Annotated in this window: 19 protein-coding genes and 2 tRNA genes; 12 read left to right on the top strand and 9 right to left on the bottom strand. The window is 74.1% G+C overall.

Annotated features, from left to right (window positions below; translation table 11 throughout):
* The first annotated feature begins 340 nt into the window (after window positions 1–340).
* Window positions 341–1,291, top strand: a complete 951-nt coding sequence (locus FE251_RS03700; protein WP_139947925.1) for a DUF808 domain-containing protein — start codon at window positions 341–343, stop codon at window positions 1,289–1,291.
* A gap of 196 nt (window positions 1,292–1,487) precedes the next feature.
* Here FE251_RS03700 and nadE read toward each other — a convergent pair whose 3' ends face one another.
* On the bottom strand, window positions 1,488–2,330 hold the full coding sequence (nadE, locus tag FE251_RS03695; RefSeq protein ID WP_139072683.1) for an ammonia-dependent NAD(+) synthetase: 843 nt from the start codon (window positions 2,328–2,330) through the stop codon (window positions 1,488–1,490).
* Between the two features lie 149 nt (window positions 2,331–2,479).
* On the opposite strand from nadE, the gene FE251_RS03690 reads away from it, so the two are divergent.
* Window positions 2,480–4,012: an SDR family oxidoreductase gene (locus FE251_RS03690; RefSeq protein ID WP_139072682.1), complete on the top strand. Its 1,533-nt coding sequence runs from the start codon at window positions 2,480–2,482 to the stop codon at window positions 4,010–4,012.
* A gap of 16 nt (window positions 4,013–4,028) precedes the next feature.
* On the opposite strand, the gene FE251_RS03685 is transcribed toward FE251_RS03690, so the two are convergent.
* A complete protein-coding gene (locus tag FE251_RS03685; RefSeq protein WP_139072681.1) occupies window positions 4,029–4,499 on the bottom strand; it encodes an SRPBCC domain-containing protein in 471 nt (156 codons plus the stop codon).
* Window positions 4,500–4,515: 16 nt separating this feature from the next.
* Here FE251_RS03685 and FE251_RS03680 point away from each other — a divergent pair, with 16 nt between their 5' ends.
* On the top strand, window positions 4,516–4,860 hold the full coding sequence (locus tag FE251_RS03680) for an ArsR/SmtB family transcription factor (protein ID WP_139072680.1): 345 nt from the start codon (window positions 4,516–4,518) through the stop codon (window positions 4,858–4,860).
* Between the two features lie 62 nt (window positions 4,861–4,922).
* Window positions 4,923–5,456 (top strand): DUF488 domain-containing protein, encoded by a 534-nt coding sequence (locus FE251_RS03675; RefSeq protein WP_139072679.1) that lies wholly within the window; start codon window positions 4,923–4,925, stop codon window positions 5,454–5,456.
* A gap of 10 nt (window positions 5,457–5,466) precedes the next feature.
* Here FE251_RS03675 and FE251_RS03670 read toward each other — a convergent pair whose 3' ends face one another.
* Window positions 5,467–6,381: an ATP-grasp domain-containing protein gene (locus tag FE251_RS03670; RefSeq protein WP_139072678.1), complete on the bottom strand. Its 915-nt coding sequence runs from the start codon at window positions 6,379–6,381 to the stop codon at window positions 5,467–5,469.
* 138 nt (window positions 6,382–6,519) lie between these two features.
* On the opposite strand from FE251_RS03670, the gene FE251_RS03665 reads away from it, so the two are divergent.
* Window positions 6,520–6,592 (top strand) — tRNA-Lys (locus FE251_RS03665).
* A gap of 44 nt (window positions 6,593–6,636) precedes the next feature.
* On the opposite strand, the gene FE251_RS03660 is transcribed toward FE251_RS03665, so the two are convergent.
* Both FE251_RS03660 and FE251_RS03655 read right to left on the bottom strand, forming a co-directional pair.
* The gene (locus FE251_RS03660) at window positions 6,637–7,467 is read right to left on the bottom strand and encodes a M23 family metallopeptidase (protein ID WP_139072720.1); all 831 of its coding nucleotides are present in this window, start codon (window positions 7,465–7,467) and stop codon (window positions 6,637–6,639) included.
* The gene (locus FE251_RS03655) at window positions 7,464–7,967 is read right to left on the bottom strand and encodes a helix-turn-helix domain-containing protein (protein ID WP_139072677.1); all 504 of its coding nucleotides are present in this window, start codon (window positions 7,965–7,967) and stop codon (window positions 7,464–7,466) included. Before FE251_RS03655 ends, FE251_RS03660 begins: the two co-directional genes overlap by 4 nt.
* Window positions 7,968–8,068: 101 nt before the next feature.
* On the opposite strand from FE251_RS03655, the gene bcp reads away from it, so the two are divergent.
* The 4 genes from bcp (at window position 8,069) to FE251_RS03635 (ending at window position 9,671) form a co-directional block, all read left to right on the top strand.
* A complete protein-coding gene (gene bcp / locus FE251_RS03650; RefSeq protein ID WP_139072676.1) occupies window positions 8,069–8,545 on the top strand; it encodes a thioredoxin-dependent thiol peroxidase in 477 nt (158 codons plus the stop codon).
* 26 nt (window positions 8,546–8,571) lie between these two features.
* A tRNA-Leu gene (locus FE251_RS03645) sits at window positions 8,572–8,653 on the top strand.
* Window positions 8,654–8,703: 50 nt separating this feature from the next.
* On the top strand, window positions 8,704–9,237 hold the full coding sequence (locus tag FE251_RS03640) for an NUDIX hydrolase family protein (RefSeq protein WP_139072675.1): 534 nt from the start codon (window positions 8,704–8,706) through the stop codon (window positions 9,235–9,237).
* A 2-nt stretch (window positions 9,238–9,239) separates the two neighbouring features.
* A complete protein-coding gene (locus FE251_RS03635) occupies window positions 9,240–9,671 on the top strand; it encodes a DUF3054 domain-containing protein (protein WP_230976597.1) in 432 nt (143 codons plus the stop codon).
* A 6-nt stretch (window positions 9,672–9,677) separates the two neighbouring features.
* Here the strand turns inward: FE251_RS03635 and FE251_RS03630 are convergent, their stop codons facing one another.
* Genes FE251_RS03630 through rph form a run of 3 tightly spaced genes read right to left on the bottom strand, consistent with a single transcriptional unit; the run spans window position 9,678 to window position 11,548 of the window.
* Entirely contained in the window at window positions 9,678–10,106 is a 429-nt protein-coding gene (locus tag FE251_RS03630; protein WP_139947923.1) for a VOC family protein, read from the bottom strand.
* Window positions 10,107–10,160: 54 nt separating this feature from the next.
* Window positions 10,161–10,787 (bottom strand): RdgB/HAM1 family non-canonical purine NTP pyrophosphatase, encoded by a 627-nt coding sequence (rdgB, locus tag FE251_RS03625; RefSeq protein WP_139072672.1) that lies wholly within the window; start codon window positions 10,785–10,787, stop codon window positions 10,161–10,163.
* On the bottom strand, window positions 10,784–11,548 hold the full coding sequence (gene rph / locus FE251_RS03620; protein ID WP_139072671.1) for a ribonuclease PH: 765 nt from the start codon (window positions 11,546–11,548) through the stop codon (window positions 10,784–10,786). Before rph ends, rdgB begins: the two co-directional genes overlap by 4 nt.
* Before the next feature lie 147 nt (window positions 11,549–11,695).
* On the opposite strand from rph, the gene FE251_RS03615 reads away from it, so the two are divergent.
* Window positions 11,696–12,907, top strand: coding sequence for an MFS transporter (locus tag FE251_RS03615; protein WP_139947921.1), 1,212 nt, complete (start codon window positions 11,696–11,698; stop codon window positions 12,905–12,907).
* A gap of 6 nt (window positions 12,908–12,913) precedes the next feature.
* On the opposite strand, the gene FE251_RS03610 is transcribed toward FE251_RS03615, so the two are convergent.
* Complete coding sequence (locus FE251_RS03610) at window positions 12,914–13,636, bottom strand: GAP family protein (protein ID WP_139947919.1); 723 nt, start codon at window positions 13,634–13,636, stop codon at window positions 12,914–12,916.
* A gap of 140 nt (window positions 13,637–13,776) precedes the next feature.
* On the opposite strand from FE251_RS03610, the gene FE251_RS03605 reads away from it, so the two are divergent.
* Both FE251_RS03605 and FE251_RS03600 read left to right on the top strand, forming a co-directional pair.
* Window positions 13,777–14,955: a sensor histidine kinase gene (locus tag FE251_RS03605; protein WP_230976596.1), complete on the top strand. Its 1,179-nt coding sequence runs from the start codon at window positions 13,777–13,779 to the stop codon at window positions 14,953–14,955.
* Window positions 14,952–15,599 (top strand): response regulator, encoded by a 648-nt coding sequence (locus tag FE251_RS03600; RefSeq protein ID WP_139947915.1) that lies wholly within the window; start codon window positions 14,952–14,954, stop codon window positions 15,597–15,599. The genes FE251_RS03605 and FE251_RS03600 overlap by 4 nt, the downstream gene beginning before the upstream one ends.
* Window positions 15,600–15,636 lie beyond the last annotated feature (37 nt).

Here is a 15,636-nt window from a genome sequence, read left to right as displayed (position 1 = left end):
CTTCCGCCCGACAGCCGACTTCCGCCCGACAGCCGACTTGGTGCCCACAGCCGACTTCCGCACGAGAGCCGACTTCCACCCGACAGCCGACTTCCGCCCGACAGCCGACTTCCGCCCGACAGCGGAGTTCTGCCTGACGGGGTCGGTCCGCGACGCATAGAGCCACGACCACACGGGGCGGAGTGCGAGATCCAGCGCTCGACGGGGATGCGCGCAGGCGCAGGGCGACAGCCCGCTGGTGCGACTCGGGGTGGACGTCGCGCCCGGGTGGGGTGGCACGCTCTATGCTCTGCGCCTACCCGGCAGCACGGGCCGCCGGGACGGACGAGAGTGAGATCCCATGGCCGGTGGCCTAGCCGCCCTGCTCGACGACATCGCGGCGCTGGCGAAGCTCGCCGCGGCCTCGGTCGACGACATCAGCGCCGCCGCGGGGCGAGCGAGCGCCAAGGCTGTCGGCGTCGTCATCGACGACACGGCGGTCACGCCCCGCTACGTCCACGGCTTCACGGCGGACCGCGAGCTGCCGATCATCCGGAAGATCGCCACCGGGTCGCTGCGCAACAAGCTCCTGTTCATCCTCCCGGCCATCCTCCTGCTCAGCCAGTTCCTCCCGTGGCTCCTCACCCCGATCCTCATGGTCGGCGGGCTCTACCTCAGCTACGAGGGCGCCGAGAAGCTCTACGAGTACGTCACCGGGCACCATGCCGAAGCCACCGCCCGGCCGGCGGCCACGCAGGGGGTGGACCACGAGAAGACGATGGTGAGCGGCGCGGTCCGCACCGACTTCATCCTCTCCGCGGAGATCATGGTCATCGCGCTCAACGAGGTCGCCCAGGAGCCGCTGCTCAACCGGGCGCTCATCCTCGTCGTCGTCGCCCTCGGGATCACCGCGCTCGTCTACGGCGTCGTCGCCCTCATCGTCAAGATGGACGACATCGGCCTGCGCCTGGCCGAGCGCCAGGCGGCGTTCTCCCAGCGCGTCGGACGTCTCCTCGTCCGCGGGATGCCGAAGGTGCTCGCGGTGCTCTCCGTCGTCGGCGTCGTCGCGATGCTCTGGGTCGGCGGGCACATCCTGCTCGTCGGGGTGGACGACCTCGGCTGGCACGCTCCCTACGAGCTCGTGCACCACCTCGAGGAGGCGGTCGCCGGCGGGCTCGGGGCGCTGAGCGGTTTCGTCACGTGGCTGGTGAACACGCTCGCCTCTGCCGTCGTCGGCCTGGTGGTCGGCGGTCTGGTCGTCGCCGTGCTCCACCTCGTACCGCGCCGCGGGAACAAGGCCAAGGCGCACTGACGAACTCCGCTCTCGAGCGGAAGTCGGCTGTCGGCACGAACTCCGCTCTCGCGCGGAAGTCGGCTGTCGAGCGGAAGTCGGCTGTCGAGCGGAACTCCGCTGTCGCCACGAACTCCGCTCTCGCGCGGAACTCCGCTGTCGCGCGGAAGTCGGCTGTCGCGCGGGAGACCGCTCTCGCGCGGGAGTGGGGGTGGGGTCAGGGGCGACCGAGGTAGCCGTCGGGGGTCACGGGCAGGGCGCGCTTGTGCGCGGTGCGCCGGTACCAGCCGACGATCGTCGCCTCGTCCTGCTCGGCGACCTCCTTGCCCTCGAGGTAGTCGTCGACGACGTCGTAGCGCACGCCGAGCGCCTCCTCGTCGGGCAGCAGCGGCTTGTCGGACTCCAGGTCGGCCGTGGGCACCTTGTTCACCAGCGACTCGGGGGTGCCCAGGTGCACGCCGATCTCGCGCACCCGGCGCTTGGGGAGGCCGAACATCGGGGTGACGTCGGCCGCGCCGTCGCCGAACTTCGTGTAGAAGCCGACGACCGCCTCTGCCGCCTGGTCCGTGCCGACGACGAGCATGCCGCGAGCGCCGGCGATCGCGTACTGCGCGGTCATCCGCATCCGGGCCTTGACGTTGCCCTTGTGGTAGTCGTCCTTGGCGTCGGTGACCGGGGTGCGTGAGGCGAGCACCTGGTCCCACATGCCGTCGGTGGCCGGGCCGATGTCGATGGTCTCCAGGACGTCCGGAGCGATGAACTCGACGGCCGCGGCGGCGTCCTCCTCGTCCTTCTGGACCCGGTAGGGCAGGCGCACCGCGACGAACTGGGCGTCGCCGCCGGCCTCGCGCACGCGCTCGCAGGCGAGCTGGCACAGCCGCCCGGCCACGGTGGAGTCCACCCCGCCGCTGATCCCGAGGACCAGCCCGCGGGCGCCGGTCTCCTGGAGGTAGCGGGTGAGGAACTCGATGCGGCGCTCGGCCTGCGCGGCGGCGTCGAACGTCTCCGGGTCGATGACCTCGAGAGCAGCGATGATCTCCGACTGCAGCTGGGTGTCCATTCCGCAGAATCTACTGCTGTCGTGTGACGCCGTCATTACGTGGCAGACCGCGGCGGCGGCCGCTGCACGGGGTGGGTGCGCGCACGTCGGGGCCGGGGCGCGACCCCGCTCGCCGGGTGCCCTTGGCCGCGCGGCTCTAGCGTGGCCGGATGAGTGACCGGCCGGCCTCCCCGCTCCAGATCTCCCTGCCCGAGGGGCGCGGACGCCGCGTGCTCGTCACCGGGGCGAGCGGCTACGTCGGCGGGCGGCTCGTCCCCGAGCTCGTCGCCGCCGGCTTCACGGTGCGGGCGGGCGCGCGGGACCCCTCCCGGCTGGAGACGCGCTCGTGGGCGCGCGACGTCGAGCTCGTCGAGGCGGACCTCGAGTCACCGGAGCAGGTGCGCGAGGCGATGCGCGACGTCCACACGGTGCTCTACCTCGTCCACTCGATGGGCACCGGGCGCGGCTTCCGGGACCGCGAGGCGCAGATCGCCCGGAACGTGGCCGACGCCGCCGCCGCGACGGGCGTGCAGCAGATCGTCTACCTGGGCGGGCTGCACCCCGACAAGGAGCTCGAGGAGCTCTCGGACCACATGCGCTCGCGCGAGCAGGTGGCCCGGATCCTCCTCGAGTCCCCGGTCCCGACGCTCGTCCTGCGCGCCGGGGTGGTCATCGGCTCGGGGTCGGCGTCCTTCGAGATGATCCGCCACCTCACCGAGCGGCTGCCGGTCATGCCCGGGCCGCGCTGGCTGGACAACCTCGTCGAGCCGATCGCGATCCGCGACGTCCTGTACTACCTCGCCCAGGCGTGCGCGCTGCCCGAGCCGGTGCAGGCGTCCTTCGACATCGGCAGCGGCCGCCCGCAGCGGTTCAAGGAGCTGCTCTCGGACTACGCGCTCGTCGCCGGGCTGCGGCCACGGCGGATCTGGGCGCTGCCCGTGCCCGCCCCGCGCCTGTCCGGCTTCTGGATCGGGTTCACCACCCCGATCCCGCGCGGGTTGGCGATGCCGCTCGCCGCCTCGATGGCCGAGGACGCCGTCGCCCGCGACCACGACGTCGCGGCGCTCGTCCCCGACCCGCCCGGCGGCCTCACCTCCTACCGCGACGCGTGCCGCCTGGCGCTGGGCCGCCAGCTGTCCGGGCAGGTGACGGCCACCTGGGACGACGACGTCACCGCGGGCGCCGACCCCGCCGACCCGCTGCCCTCGGACCCGGAGTGGGCCGGCCACACGGTCTACACCGACGTGCGCGAGCGCGACGGCGCCGCCCCGCCCGAGGCGGTGTGGCGGGTGATCGAGGGGATCGGCGGGGAGAACGGCTGGTACTCCGCGCCGCTGCTGTGGCGCATCCGGGGCAAGCTGGACCAGGCCGCCGGCGGGTACGGGCTGGCGCGCGGACGCAGCCGCCCGGACACCGTCCAGGTCGGTGACCACGTCGACTTCTGGCGGGTGGAGTCGGTCGAGCCAGGTCGGCGGCTCACCCTGCGGGCGGAGATGCGGGCGGGCGGGCGGGCCTGGCTCGAGCTCTCGGTGGACCCTCGCCCCGACGGCGGGTCGCGCTACCGGCAGCGGGCCATCTTCTTCCCGCGCGGGATCGTCGGGCGGCTGTACTGGCTGGCGGTCCTGCCCTTCCACGTGCTCATCTTCCCGACGATGGCGCGCAACATCCTCGCCGCCGCCGAGGCCGGTCCCCCGCGCCGCTGAGCTGCCGCGGCGAGTCCTACCGGTAGAAGCCCTCGCGCAGGTTGATGCCGTGCTCGAGCCAGGCGCGCAGCGCGGCGAGCATGCTCGTCCAGCCCTCACAGTTGCCGAATGCGCTGCGCGCGCCGTCCGGGGTGGCCTGCCACGAGGACTCGGTGATGGTGACGAGGGTGCGGGCGCCGTCGTCGATCGGCTCTAGCTCGAAGGTCGTGCGCGTCGTCTCGCGGGTGCCGTGGTCGGCGGCCCACTCGATGACGATGCGGCTGGGCTCGTGCGCCTCGAGGACCCGGACCGGGAAGGCACCGGGGTGGTCGGCGAACTCCCAGGTCACCTCGGCGCCGGTGGTGAGCCGGCCGCGGGCGCCGCCGGTGGTGAAGTAGCGCGAGAGCTGGGCGGGGTCGGCGATGGCCTCGTAGACCTCCGCGACGGGGCGCGCGACGCGCCCGGAGATGGTGAATCCGAGGTCGGTCAGCTGCTCGGGTGCGTTCATGTGATATTTTTACAACATGTCAGCCGGTGAGGTCAATGGGTCCGACGACGACCTCGTCTTCAAGGCCCTCGCCTCCCCCACCCGCCGCCGGCTCCTCGACCTGCTGCGGGCGGCGCCGCGCACGACCGGCGAGCTGTGCGACGCGGTGCCCGACCTCGACCGCACCACCGTGCTCCAGCACCTTCGCGTCCTCGAGCGCGCAGGCCTCGTCACCGGGCGCAAGGTCGGCCGCGAGCGCCACCTGTCCCTCGCGCCCCTGCCCATCAAGCGCATCCACGACCGCTGGATCAGCGGCTACATGGCCGCCGCCGTCGACCTCCTCGAGCGGCTCGACGACGGCCCAGAGCACACCCCTCGCTGACAGCCCCGGCCCGCAGCCCGGCGACGGGTGCGCGCCCGTCGGCGGCGGCACAGAATGACCCGATGCCCCTGCTCACCGTCGGTCACGGCGCACTCGACCGCACCGGGCTCACCGCCCTGCTCGGCGGTCGGCGGGTCGCGGCGGTCGTCGACGTCCGCAGGTTCCCCGGCAGCCGGCACAACCCCGACGTCACCCGCGACGCGCTGGAGGAGTGGCTGCCCGAGGCGGGCGTGCCCTACCGGTGGGAGCAGCGCCTGGGTGGGCGGCGCCACCTGCGCAAGGGGACGCCGTCGCCGGACACCTGGTGGCAGGTCGACTCCTTCCGCGCGTATGCCGGCTGGACGCGCACCGAGGAGTTCGCCGCCGCCCTCGCCGAGGTCGCCGACGAGGCACGCGGGGAGGAGCGCGTCGCGGTCATGTGCTCCGAGGCGGTGTGGTGGCGCTGCCACCGGCGGCTGATCGCAGACGTCGCCACCCTCGCGCTCGACCTCCCGGTCCACCACCTCATGCCGGGCGGCGAGGTGCGGCTGCACGAGCCCTCCGCCGGCGCGCGGCTGAGCGACGGCGTCGTCGTCTGGGACGGGCCGCCGGGCTGAGCGGCCGGGTCTACCAGAAGACGCGCGAGGCGATGGCGTCGGCGAAATCGTCCAGGGCGCCGTCGACGGCGCCGAGGTAGAGCGAGGCGTCGGTGAGCGAGACCTCGAGGACGTGGTGGATGCCGTCGTCGCCCTCGACCATGTCGATCCGGCAGAAGAGCAGCTGGGCGTCACGGCCCAGCCGCGACTTCATGTAGCCGTGGATGGCCGCGCGCGCCTGCTCGCCGGTGCGCAGCTCGGCCTCGCTCGCGAGGCGGGGGACGGCGACCTCCTCGGGGACGGCGTCCGGGCCGGAGAGCGGGCCGAGGAGCATCGCCTGCTTCTCCACGACGTGGGAGAGCACGCCGTTGAGGTAGATGAGGGCGGTCTCACCGCGCTCGTCCACGGACTTGACGTAGCGCTGGACCATGACGGCGCGGCCGTCCTGGAGCAGCCGGTAGGCGTGCTGGATCGCATCCATCCGCGAGCGTGCGTCGCGCGCGGTGTAGCGGCCGGTGTCCCGCGCGCCGGAGGAGACCGCCGGCTTGACGACGAAGTCACCCTGGGACGGGAAGCGGGTGTGCACCTGGTGCTTGGTGAGGCCGTCCTCGGGCTCGAGCCACACGGTGTCGATCGTCGGCATCCCGCGGGCGCCGAGCTCCTGGAGGTAGTGCTTGTCAGTGTTCCACTCGACGACGTCGGCGGGGTTGAGCAGCTTGCGGATGCTGCGCGTCCACCCGAGGAAGTCCTCGCGCCGGGGGGCGTAGTTGTGGACCGCCCGCAGCACGACGACCCCGGCCTGCGACCAGTCGACCGACTCGTCGTCCCAGGCGGCGACCTGCGGATCGATCCCACGCGCGGCGAGCGCGTCGAGCAGGCCCTCCTCACCGGGGTCCAGCTCCGGGTGGTCCAGGCAGGTCGCAAGGGTGACGCGTGGCTTCGACACGCCCCCAAATCTATCCGAAACCCCGATGCGCGGTGTTCCCCTCGCGGGCGCCCGGCGGTGCGGTGATACTCGTCACGAGAAGCCCTTCCAGGGTGCTCACGCCCCGCAGGCGGTGGTAATGTTCAGGACTGCTGGCCCGCGCCATTAGCTCAATTGGCAGAGCAACTGACTCTTAATCAGTGGGTTCTAGGTTCGAGTCCTAGATGGCGCACAGACCGAAGGCCGCCTCCCCCGGGAGGCGGCCTTTCGCGTTCCTCAGCCCAGCTCGAGAACCTCTCCGTTCTCCGGGAACCACGGCAGCGCGGTCGGGCGGCGCGGGCCGGTGGACCAGCGCTCGTCCCTCTCCCCGACGACGGCGGCCACGCGCCACCGCATCGGCACGCCCGCCCCGGCGGTCAGCGGCGCCCGGTCGGTCACCTGGACGTGCAGGTGCGGCTCGGAGGTGTTCCCCGTGTTGCCGACCTCGCCGAGCACCTGCCCGGTCCGCACCGTCTCCCCCTCGCGGACGGCGAGGGAACCCCGGCGCAGGTGGGCGTAGGTACCGACGGTGCCGTCCTCGTGCCGGACGAGGACGTGGTTGCCGAGGATCCGGCCCGGTCCGGCGAGCTCGCGGAGGAAGCCCTCGACGGTCATCATCCACACGACGAGGGGCCAGGTGTCGCGGGCGCCGTGGTCGCGCTGCCCGTCGCGGGCGCGCACGACCGTGCCACCGGCCATCGCGTGCACGGGCTGCCCGAAGGACGGGTAGGTCTGGGGACGGCGGGCCCGCAGGCCCCAGCCGAGGGTGGCGGGGGCGTCCGGCGCGGGCTGGAGGAGGTCGACGGCGTAGGCCTGCCCGTAGGCCTTGACCCCGTGGCTCGGCACGGCGGTGCCCGGACCGTTGATGACGACCCAGCGGCCCCGTAGCGGCGCCCCGAGGTCGACCGGCCCGCGCGTCGTCGCGGGCGGACGGACGAGCGACAGGCCGAAGGCGAGGACGGCGACGACGAGCCCCCAGGGCGCCACCGGCAGCAGGACGCCGGCGAGCACCGCGGCGACGAACAGCCGGGTCCACCAGGTCTGCCACCGGGCGACTGCGCGCCTCATCGCCGCCCCCCGAGGACGACGGCGAGCAGCGGCACGACGCGTGCCACCGGCACCTCGTACCTGCCCCCGCCGACGGCGCGCAGCCAGCCGGCCGCGGTGAGCTGGCGCAGGTGGTGGTAGACCTGCCCGCTCGTGCCGACCCCCTCGGTGTCGAGCAGCTCGGCGACGGTCGCCGCGCCGGTGAGGACCCGCCGGAGAAGCCGCAGGCGCACGGGGTGGCCGAGCGCGACGAGGACGTCTGCCTCCTCCGTCCAGTCGGTGCCGAGGAGGTCCTCGGTGGGAGCGCCGAGCTGCCACTGCGCGCGTCGCCCGTCGGGCAGCTCGACGTGTCCGACGAGCATGACGGCGCCCGGATCCTCCACCCGCGCCTGCAACCCCTCCAGCGCCCACAGCGGGCTGCCGGCCGGAGGGGCGGGCGGGACTGCGGGGGCGGGGGCGTGGAGCCGGGCCTCGAGGGCGGCGACCCGCGCCTCGAGCGCGGCAAGGCGGTCTGCTGACATCCCGCCACCCTAGTACGTGATTACGTATCTTCGTACCCGCATGGCCACCGCCCGTGCGATCCTGGGGTTCCCCGACCCGACGACGACACGACGGAGGACCCGTGCCCCAGCTCTCCCCCGGTGACACCGCCCCGGACTTCACCCTCACCACCGCCGACGGCGCCCCGGTGAGCCTCGCGGACCTGCGCGCCTCCGCCGACAACGGCGTCGTCGTCTACTTCTACCCGGCCGCCTCCACGCCGGGCTGCACCACCGAGGCGTGCGACTTCCGCGACAGCCTCGCGGCCCTCCAGGCCCGCGGGTACGCCGTCGTCGGCATCTCGCCCGACGAGCCGGCCAAGCTCGCGCGCTTCGCCGAGGCCGAGTCCCTCACCTTCCCCCTCGCCTCCGACCCCGACCACGCGGTGAGCGAGGCGTGGGGCGCCTGGGGGGAGAAGAAGAACTACGGCAAGACCTACACCGGGCTCATCCGCTCGACCGTCGTCGTCGACCGCGAGGGCACCGTCACCCTGGCGAGGTACAACATCAAGGCGACCGGACACGTCGCGCGGCTGCGCAAGGACCTGGGCGTCGACTGAGGGGCCAGCCCGTAGGCTGGGCCCACGCGCGAGTGGCGTAACTGGCAGCCGCGCCAGGTTTAGGTCCTGGTGTCCTCGGACGTGCGGGTTCGAGTCCCGCCTCGCGCACGACCTTCCCTCGCCCTGGCGGGCGTGCACGCAACACGAAAGAGAACGCGATGAGCGGACTGGCCTCCGACGACATCACCCCCTGGCTGCCCCCCGAGGACCTCGAGCGGGTCCGCCGCCAGGTCCCGATGCTCTACGTCGACATCGTGCCGGTGCGGGTGGACGCCTCCGGGATCGTCCAGCAGGTCGGCCTGCTGCTCCGCGTGACCGACGGGTCGCTGACCCGGGCACTGGTCTCGGGCCGCGTGCTCTACCACGAGACCCTGCGCCAGGCGCTCACGCGCCACCTGGAGAAGGACCTCGGCTCGCTGTGCCTGCCGCGCATCCCGCTCTCCCCCCAGCCGTTCACCGTCGGGGAGTACTTCCCCACCCCCGGCCCGGGCTTCCACGACCCGCGCCAGCACGCCGTCTCCCTCGCCTACGTCGTCCCCGTCGACGGCGACTGCCACCCCCAGCAGGACACCCTCGAGGTCGGCTGGTTCACCCCGACCGAGGCGCTCCTGCCCGAGGTCCAGGCCGAGCTCGTCGACGGGCACGGCACCGTGCTGCGCCAGGCGCTGTCCCACGTGGGCCGGCTGCCGTGAGCATGCAGCCCGGTACCGGCCCGCAGGGGCTGGAGGTCGGGCGTGCCACGCGGGCGCTGGGCCCGGGCCGCTGGACCGAGCGGGTGGCCGCGCTCCTGCTCGACAGCGCCGCCGTCGTCCTCTTCGCCTGGCTCGGCCGCGGCGCGCACGAGGGCGGGCGCTCGGTCGCCGAGGTGCTCGACGTCGCGCTGCCCTTCCTCCTCGCCCGGCTCGTCGTGGCCCTGCTGGTGCGCGACGGCTCGCTGCGGCTGTGGCCGGGCGGGGTCGTGGCGTGGCTGGTCACCTGGGGCGGCGGCATGGCACTGCGGGCCTGGGGCGGTGACGGCACCGCGCCGGCGTTCGTGCTCGTCGCCCTCGGGGTGCTCGGTGCCCTGCTCCTCGGGTGGCGGCTCGTCCGGCTGCTCGTGTCGAGAGCATCCCGCACCGCGCGCTGAGGCTGCTCAGTCGAGGCAGAACTCGTTGCCCTCGACGTCCTGCATGACGATGAACGACTCGTCGACGCCGTCGGCCTGGAACACCCGGACCTCCCGCGCACCGAGGGGCACGAGCCGGTCGGACTCCGCCTGCAGCGTCGCGAGGCGCTCCGCACCGACGAGCCCGGTGCCCACCCGCACGTCGAGGTGGACCCGGTTCTTCACGGTCTTGCCCTCCGGGACCCGCTGGAAGAAGAGCCGCGGCCCGGCGCCGTCGGGGTCGACGCACGCGAAGGCCGATCCCTGGTGCTCCGGGGGCAGGGAGGCGTCGAAGATCTCCCACGAGTCGAACCCGGGCGGCGGTGGGGGCACGACGTACCCGAGGACCTCGCACCAGAAGCGCGCCACCCGCTCGGGGTCGGCGCAGTCGAACGTCACCTGGAACTCCCTGGCCATCGGCCCACGCTAGCGAGGTCGGGCCCCGGTCGACCAGGGTTTTCGCGGGGCTCGTCAGCCGGCGAGCACCCGGGCGACGTGGGGGGCCAGAGCGCGGAAGGCCTCGCCGCGGTGGGAGATCGCGTTCTTCTCCTCCGCGCTGAGCTCGGCGGCGGACCGCTCCTCACCGTCGGGCTGGAGGATCGGGTCGTAGCCGAAGCCGCCGCTGCCGCGGGGTGCGGTGAGCAGCCGGCCCGGCATCGTCCCGGTCTCGACGTGCTCGTGGCCCTGCGGCGTGACGAGCGCGGCGGCGCACACGAAGCGCGCCGCGCGGTGCTCGGCGGGGACGTCGGCGAGCTGGGCGAGGAGCAGCTCGAGGTTGGCCCGGTCGTCGCCGTGGCGTCCGGCCCAGCGGGCGGAGAAGACGCCGGGGGCCCCGCCGAGGACGTCGACGGCCAGCCCGGAGTCGTCCGCCACGGCCGGCAGGCCGGTGGCGGCGGCGAGCGCCCGCGCCTTGATGAGGGCGTTCTCGGCGAACGTCACGCCGTCCTCGACCGGCTGCGGCGCCCCGACGTCGGCCGCGCCGACGACGGACGCGGGGTCCAGGTCCGGCAGCAGGGGCGCGAGGATGGCGCGCAGCTCCCCGATCTTGTGGGCGTTGTGGGTGGCGAGGACCAGCCGCGGCGCGGCGGCCGCGCTCACCGGCCGGGCAGCGGCGCGGCGAGCGCCGCCCGCTGGAGCTCGGTGAGCTTGGCGGTGCCGGCGACGGCGAGGTCGAGCAGCTCGTCCAGCTCGTGACGCTCGAAGGGCTTGCGCTCGGCGGTGCCCTGGACCTCGACGAAGCCACCGGAGCCGGTGACGACGACGTTCATGTCGGTCTCGGCCGTGACGTCCTCGACGTAGGGCAGGTCGAGGACGGGCTGGCCGCCGACGATCCCGACGCTCACGGCCGCGACGGAGTCGGTGAGCACCGTGCCCGGCGCGATCGCGCCCTGCGCCTGGCCCCAGGCGACGGCGTCGGCGAGTGCGACGTAGGCGCCGGTGATGGCGGCGGTGCGGGTGCCGCCGTCGGCCTGGAGGACGTCGCAGTCCAGGACGATGGTGTTCTCCCCGAGCGCGCCGACGTCGATGACGGCCCGCAGCGAGCGCCCGATGAGCCGGGAGATCTCGTGGGTGCGGCCGCCGACCCGGCCCTTGATCGACTCGCGGTCACTGCGGGTGTTGGTCGAGCGGGGCAGCATCGCGTACTCGGCGGTCACCCAGCCCGCGCCCGAGCCCTTGCGCCAGCGCGGCACGCCCTGGGTGAAGGAGGCGGCGCACAGCACCCGGGTGGCACCGAACTCGACGAGCACGCTGCCCTCGGCGTGGTCGAGCCAGCCTCGGGTGAACCGGACCTCACGGAGCTCGTCGGGGGCGCGGCCGTCGCCGCGCGGAACGATGGTGCTCGAGGAGGTGGAGGTCATCCGGCCAGGCTAGCGACTCCCCCGCCCGTGGGGCGAGGCACGGGCGCCGGAGGTGACGTTCCTCGCCTCCTCGGGGCCGGTGGCGCTGTCCCGAGGAGGGCGGCGGTAGCGTCGGCCCCAGTCGTCGCCCACCACCCCTGGACTCCCGTGTACTCGCTCCTCCTCGCGATCATCTACGTCGCCTTCGTCAGCCTGGGTCTGCCGGACTCCCTCGTCGGGGCCGGGTGGCCGGTCATGCACGAGGACCTCGGCGTCCCGGTCGCCTTCGCCGGGTTCATCACGATGATCATCGCCGTCGGCACGATCGTCTCCAGCCTCGGCTCCGAGCGGCTCACCCGCCGGTTCGGGGCCGGACTCGTCACGGCGGTGAGCGTGGGACTGACGGCGGCCGCGCTCGTCGGCTTCTCCTTCTCCGGCTCGTTCGTCGCGCTGTGCCTGTGGGCCGTGCCCTACGGCCTGGGCGCGGGAGCGGTCGACGCCGCTCTCAACAACTACGTCGCCCTGCACTACGCCGCGCGGCACATGAACTGGCTGCACAGCTTCTGGGGCCTCGGCGCCTCCATCAGCCCGTTCATCATGAGCTACGCGCTGACCTCGGGCCTGGACTGGACGGGCGGCTACCTCGTCGTCGGGGCGACCCAGGCCGTCCTCACCGTCGCGCTCATCGCCGCGCTGCCGCTGTGGGGCAAGGTCAACCAGACCCACCCCCACCACGACGACGACGGCGAGCCCGGCACCGGCCACCGCGCCCACGTCCCGCTCCGGCAGGCGCTGCGCATCCCGGGCGTCACGCTCGTCATCAGCGCGTTCTTCGCCTACTGCGCGCTGGAGAGCACCGCGATCCTGTGGGCGTCCACCTATCTCGTCACCGGGCGCGGGGTCGACGTCGCCACCGCGGCGGCGTTCGCCTCCCTCTTCCTCCTCGGCATCACGACCGGGCGGTTCCTCGCCGGGTTCCTCGCCGACCGGGTCGGGGACCGCCTGCTCATCCGCGGCGGGTTCCTCGTCGTGGCCCTCGGGGCGCTGATGATCGCGCTGCCGCTGCCCACCGACGTCCTGGCCCTGGCCGGGCTCGTCGTCGCGGGGCTGGGCTGCGCGCCGGTCTACCCGGCGATCATCCACTCGACGCCGGCGAACTTCGGCCGGCGCAGCTCGCAGGCCGTCATCGGCATCCAGATGGCCGCCGCCTACACCGGCTCGACGCTCGCGCCGCCACTCTTCGGCGTGCTCTCGACGTGGATCGGTCCGTGGGTGTTCCCGTTCTTCCTCGCCGTCCTCGCCGCGCTCGGCCTCGTCATGTCCGAGCGCCTCAACCGGCTCGTCGCGCGCCGCGACCGCGCCGCGCTCAGCGCCGTCTGACCTGCCTCACCCGAGGAAGGACAGCAGCTCGGGCATCCGGGTGGCGGCGTCGCGGGCGACGAGGAAGCCGACGATCCCGACGATCCACGCGGTCGTCTCCCCGCCGGTGCGCTCCATCCACCGGGCCACCCGCTCGAGCAGCGGCTGGACGAGGCGGCCCGCGGTGAGGCGGGCGGCGAGCAGGACGAGGGCCGGGAGCACCATGACGAGGCAGTAGGCGGCGAGCACGCCGAGCCGGGCCGGTGCCCCGAGGTCGGAGGAGCCGATGATCCCGGTCGCCGCGAGGTAGGGCAGCATCGTCGCGACCTCCAGGACGGCGGCGGCGAGCGCGAGGCTGAGCAGCCCGCCCAGCCCCGAGCCGGTCTCGGTGCCCATCGCGCGCTCGCGCCAGCGCAGCAGCCGGCCCGGCCGCCCCGCCTGCCCCTCCTTCTTGCGGCCGATGAAGAAGCTGCCGACGAGCATCCCGACGCCGAGGATGAGCTGGAGCCGCCCGACGACGGGGTTGTCGAGGAGGGCGCCGGCGTCGCCGAGGACCGCCCCGAGCCCGGCGACGAGCGCGACGCCGAGCAGGAGGTAGAAGCTCGCGACGGTCGCGAGGAAGAGGAGCACGCGCCCGGCCCGCACCCGCCCCGGGGTGAGGAGGAACCAGATGGGGATGAGGAGCGTGCCGAAGCTCGTCGAGTCGACGAGCGCGAGGACGGCGAGGGTGCCGGCGGTGATCGTGGTCATGGCACGAGCCTCGCGCCGCTTACCCCGCGCCGTCGTCGGCCGTCGGGCGCAGGACCACCGGCGCCCGCATACATCCTTCGACTGACCCGCGGCTCGCGCGCGTGTGCTGGGATGGGGGCGTGCCAGGAGCGGTGAGGAGCATGTGGGAACGGGCGCGGGCGACGGAGCACGCCCGGGTCCGCAGCGATGCCGCCGGCACGTTCCTCGTCGGCCTCGCGCTGCTCGCGGTCGGCCTGGTCGGCGTGTGGCGGGGGCCCGAGGTCCCCACCGACCTGTGGTGGTTCGTCCTCACCCTGGCCGCGATGTGCGCCGTCATGCTCGGCAAGGCCCGCCGCCCGCTGCTCTCGCTCGCGGCCGGGACCGTCGTCGCCGCTCTCGACGCCGTCCTCGGCGGGAGCATGGGCGTCATGGTCGGGCTGCTCGACCTCCTCTACTCCGCGGCGCTGCGGGTGAGCGCGCCGGCGCTGCGCCGGCTGCGGGTGGGGGCGGCCGTGATCGTCGCCGGCAGCGGGGCCGCGGCGTTCGCCGCGACCGGCGAGCTGCGCGACAGCGCGAACGTCGCCCTCCTCGCCTTCGCCGTGCTCGGCACTCCCCTGTGGTGGGGCACCTCGGTGCGCCAGCAGACCGAGATCGCCGCGCTCGCCTCCGCCCGGGCGCGCGACCTCGCCCGCATCGGGCAGCTGCGCGAGCAGGAGGCCGTCCTCGCCGAGCGCGCCCGGATGGCCGGGGACCTGCACGACGCGCTCGCCAGCCACCTGTCCGCCGTCGCCATCCACTCCGAGGCGGCGCTCGCCGCTCCCCGGCCAGCCGACGCCGAGCAGGCGGCCCGCCGCGACCGTGAGGCGCTCACCGCGATCCGCTCGGCGAGCGTCGCGGCGCTGCGCGAGATGCGCTCGATGATCGACCTCCTGCGCACCGGTGACGAGGCGCGCACCAGCCCGGCGCGGCTGGGCGAGCTCGCCGGGCTGGCCGCAGGGTTCCGCGGGCAGGGCATGGAGCTCACCGTCGACGTGCCCTCCGACCTGCCCGAGCTGCCCGCGGCGGTGGACCAGGCGGCGTTCCGGATCGTCCAGGAGGCGCTCGCCAACGCGCTCAAGCACGGGCGGCCCGGCCCTGTCGACGTCCTCGTCGCGCTCGGCGAGGAGATGCGCATCGAGGTCGCCAACCCTGCCGGTGAGACCGCTCCCGCGGCCGGCGGCGGCGTCGGCCTGCTGACGATGCGCGAGCGGGCCGAGGCCCTGGGCGGCTCGTTCCGCGCGGGCCGGGAGGACGGCCGCTGGCTGGTGTGCGCCCGGATCCCGCTCGGGGCGGGCACGTGAGCGTCCGGGTGGTCGTCGCCGACGACCACGCCGCCATCCGCTCGGGCCTGCGGCTCATCCTCGAGCAGAGCGGGGAGGTCGTCGTCGTCGCCGAGGCCGCCGACGGCGCGAGCGCGGTGACCAACGCGCGGGCACTGCGCCCCGACGTCGTCCTCATGGACATCCGCATGCCCGGGACCGACGGCATCGCCGCCACCCGCGAGATCGTCTCCGCGGGGCTCGCCGACGTCCTCGTGCTCACGACGTTCGACCTCGACGAGTACGTCTTCGGGGCGCTGCGCGCCGGTGCCGCCGGCTTCCTCCTCAAGACCGCAGACGCCGCGACGCTCGTCGACGCCGTCCGGCGGGTCGCCGCCGGGGAGGGGGTCGTGGCGCCCGAGGTGACGCGCCGCCTGCTCAGCGCCCTCGTCCGGGCGCCCGAGCCGCACGAGGCGCAGGTGCCCGCCGACGTCGCCACGCTCACCGACCGCGAGCGCGAGGTGCTCGCCGGGCTCGGCCAGGGCCTGTCCAACGCCGGCCTGGCCGAGGCGCTGGGGATCAGCGAGGCGACCGCCAAGACCCACGTGTCGCGCGTGCTCGCCAAGCTCGGGTGCGCCTCGCGCGTCCAGGCCGCGATCCGCGCCCGGGAGGCGGGACTCGTCTGACCGTCGCGTGCCCCGCAGGTCAGGCGTCGCCTGCGGG

Origin of the sequence: Georgenia wutianyii (genome assembly GCF_006349365.1) — a bacterium.
Lineage (GTDB): Bacteria > Actinomycetota > Actinomycetes > Actinomycetales > Actinomycetaceae > Oceanitalea > Oceanitalea wutianyii.
This window is presented reverse-complemented; position numbering and strand designations above follow the sequence as displayed.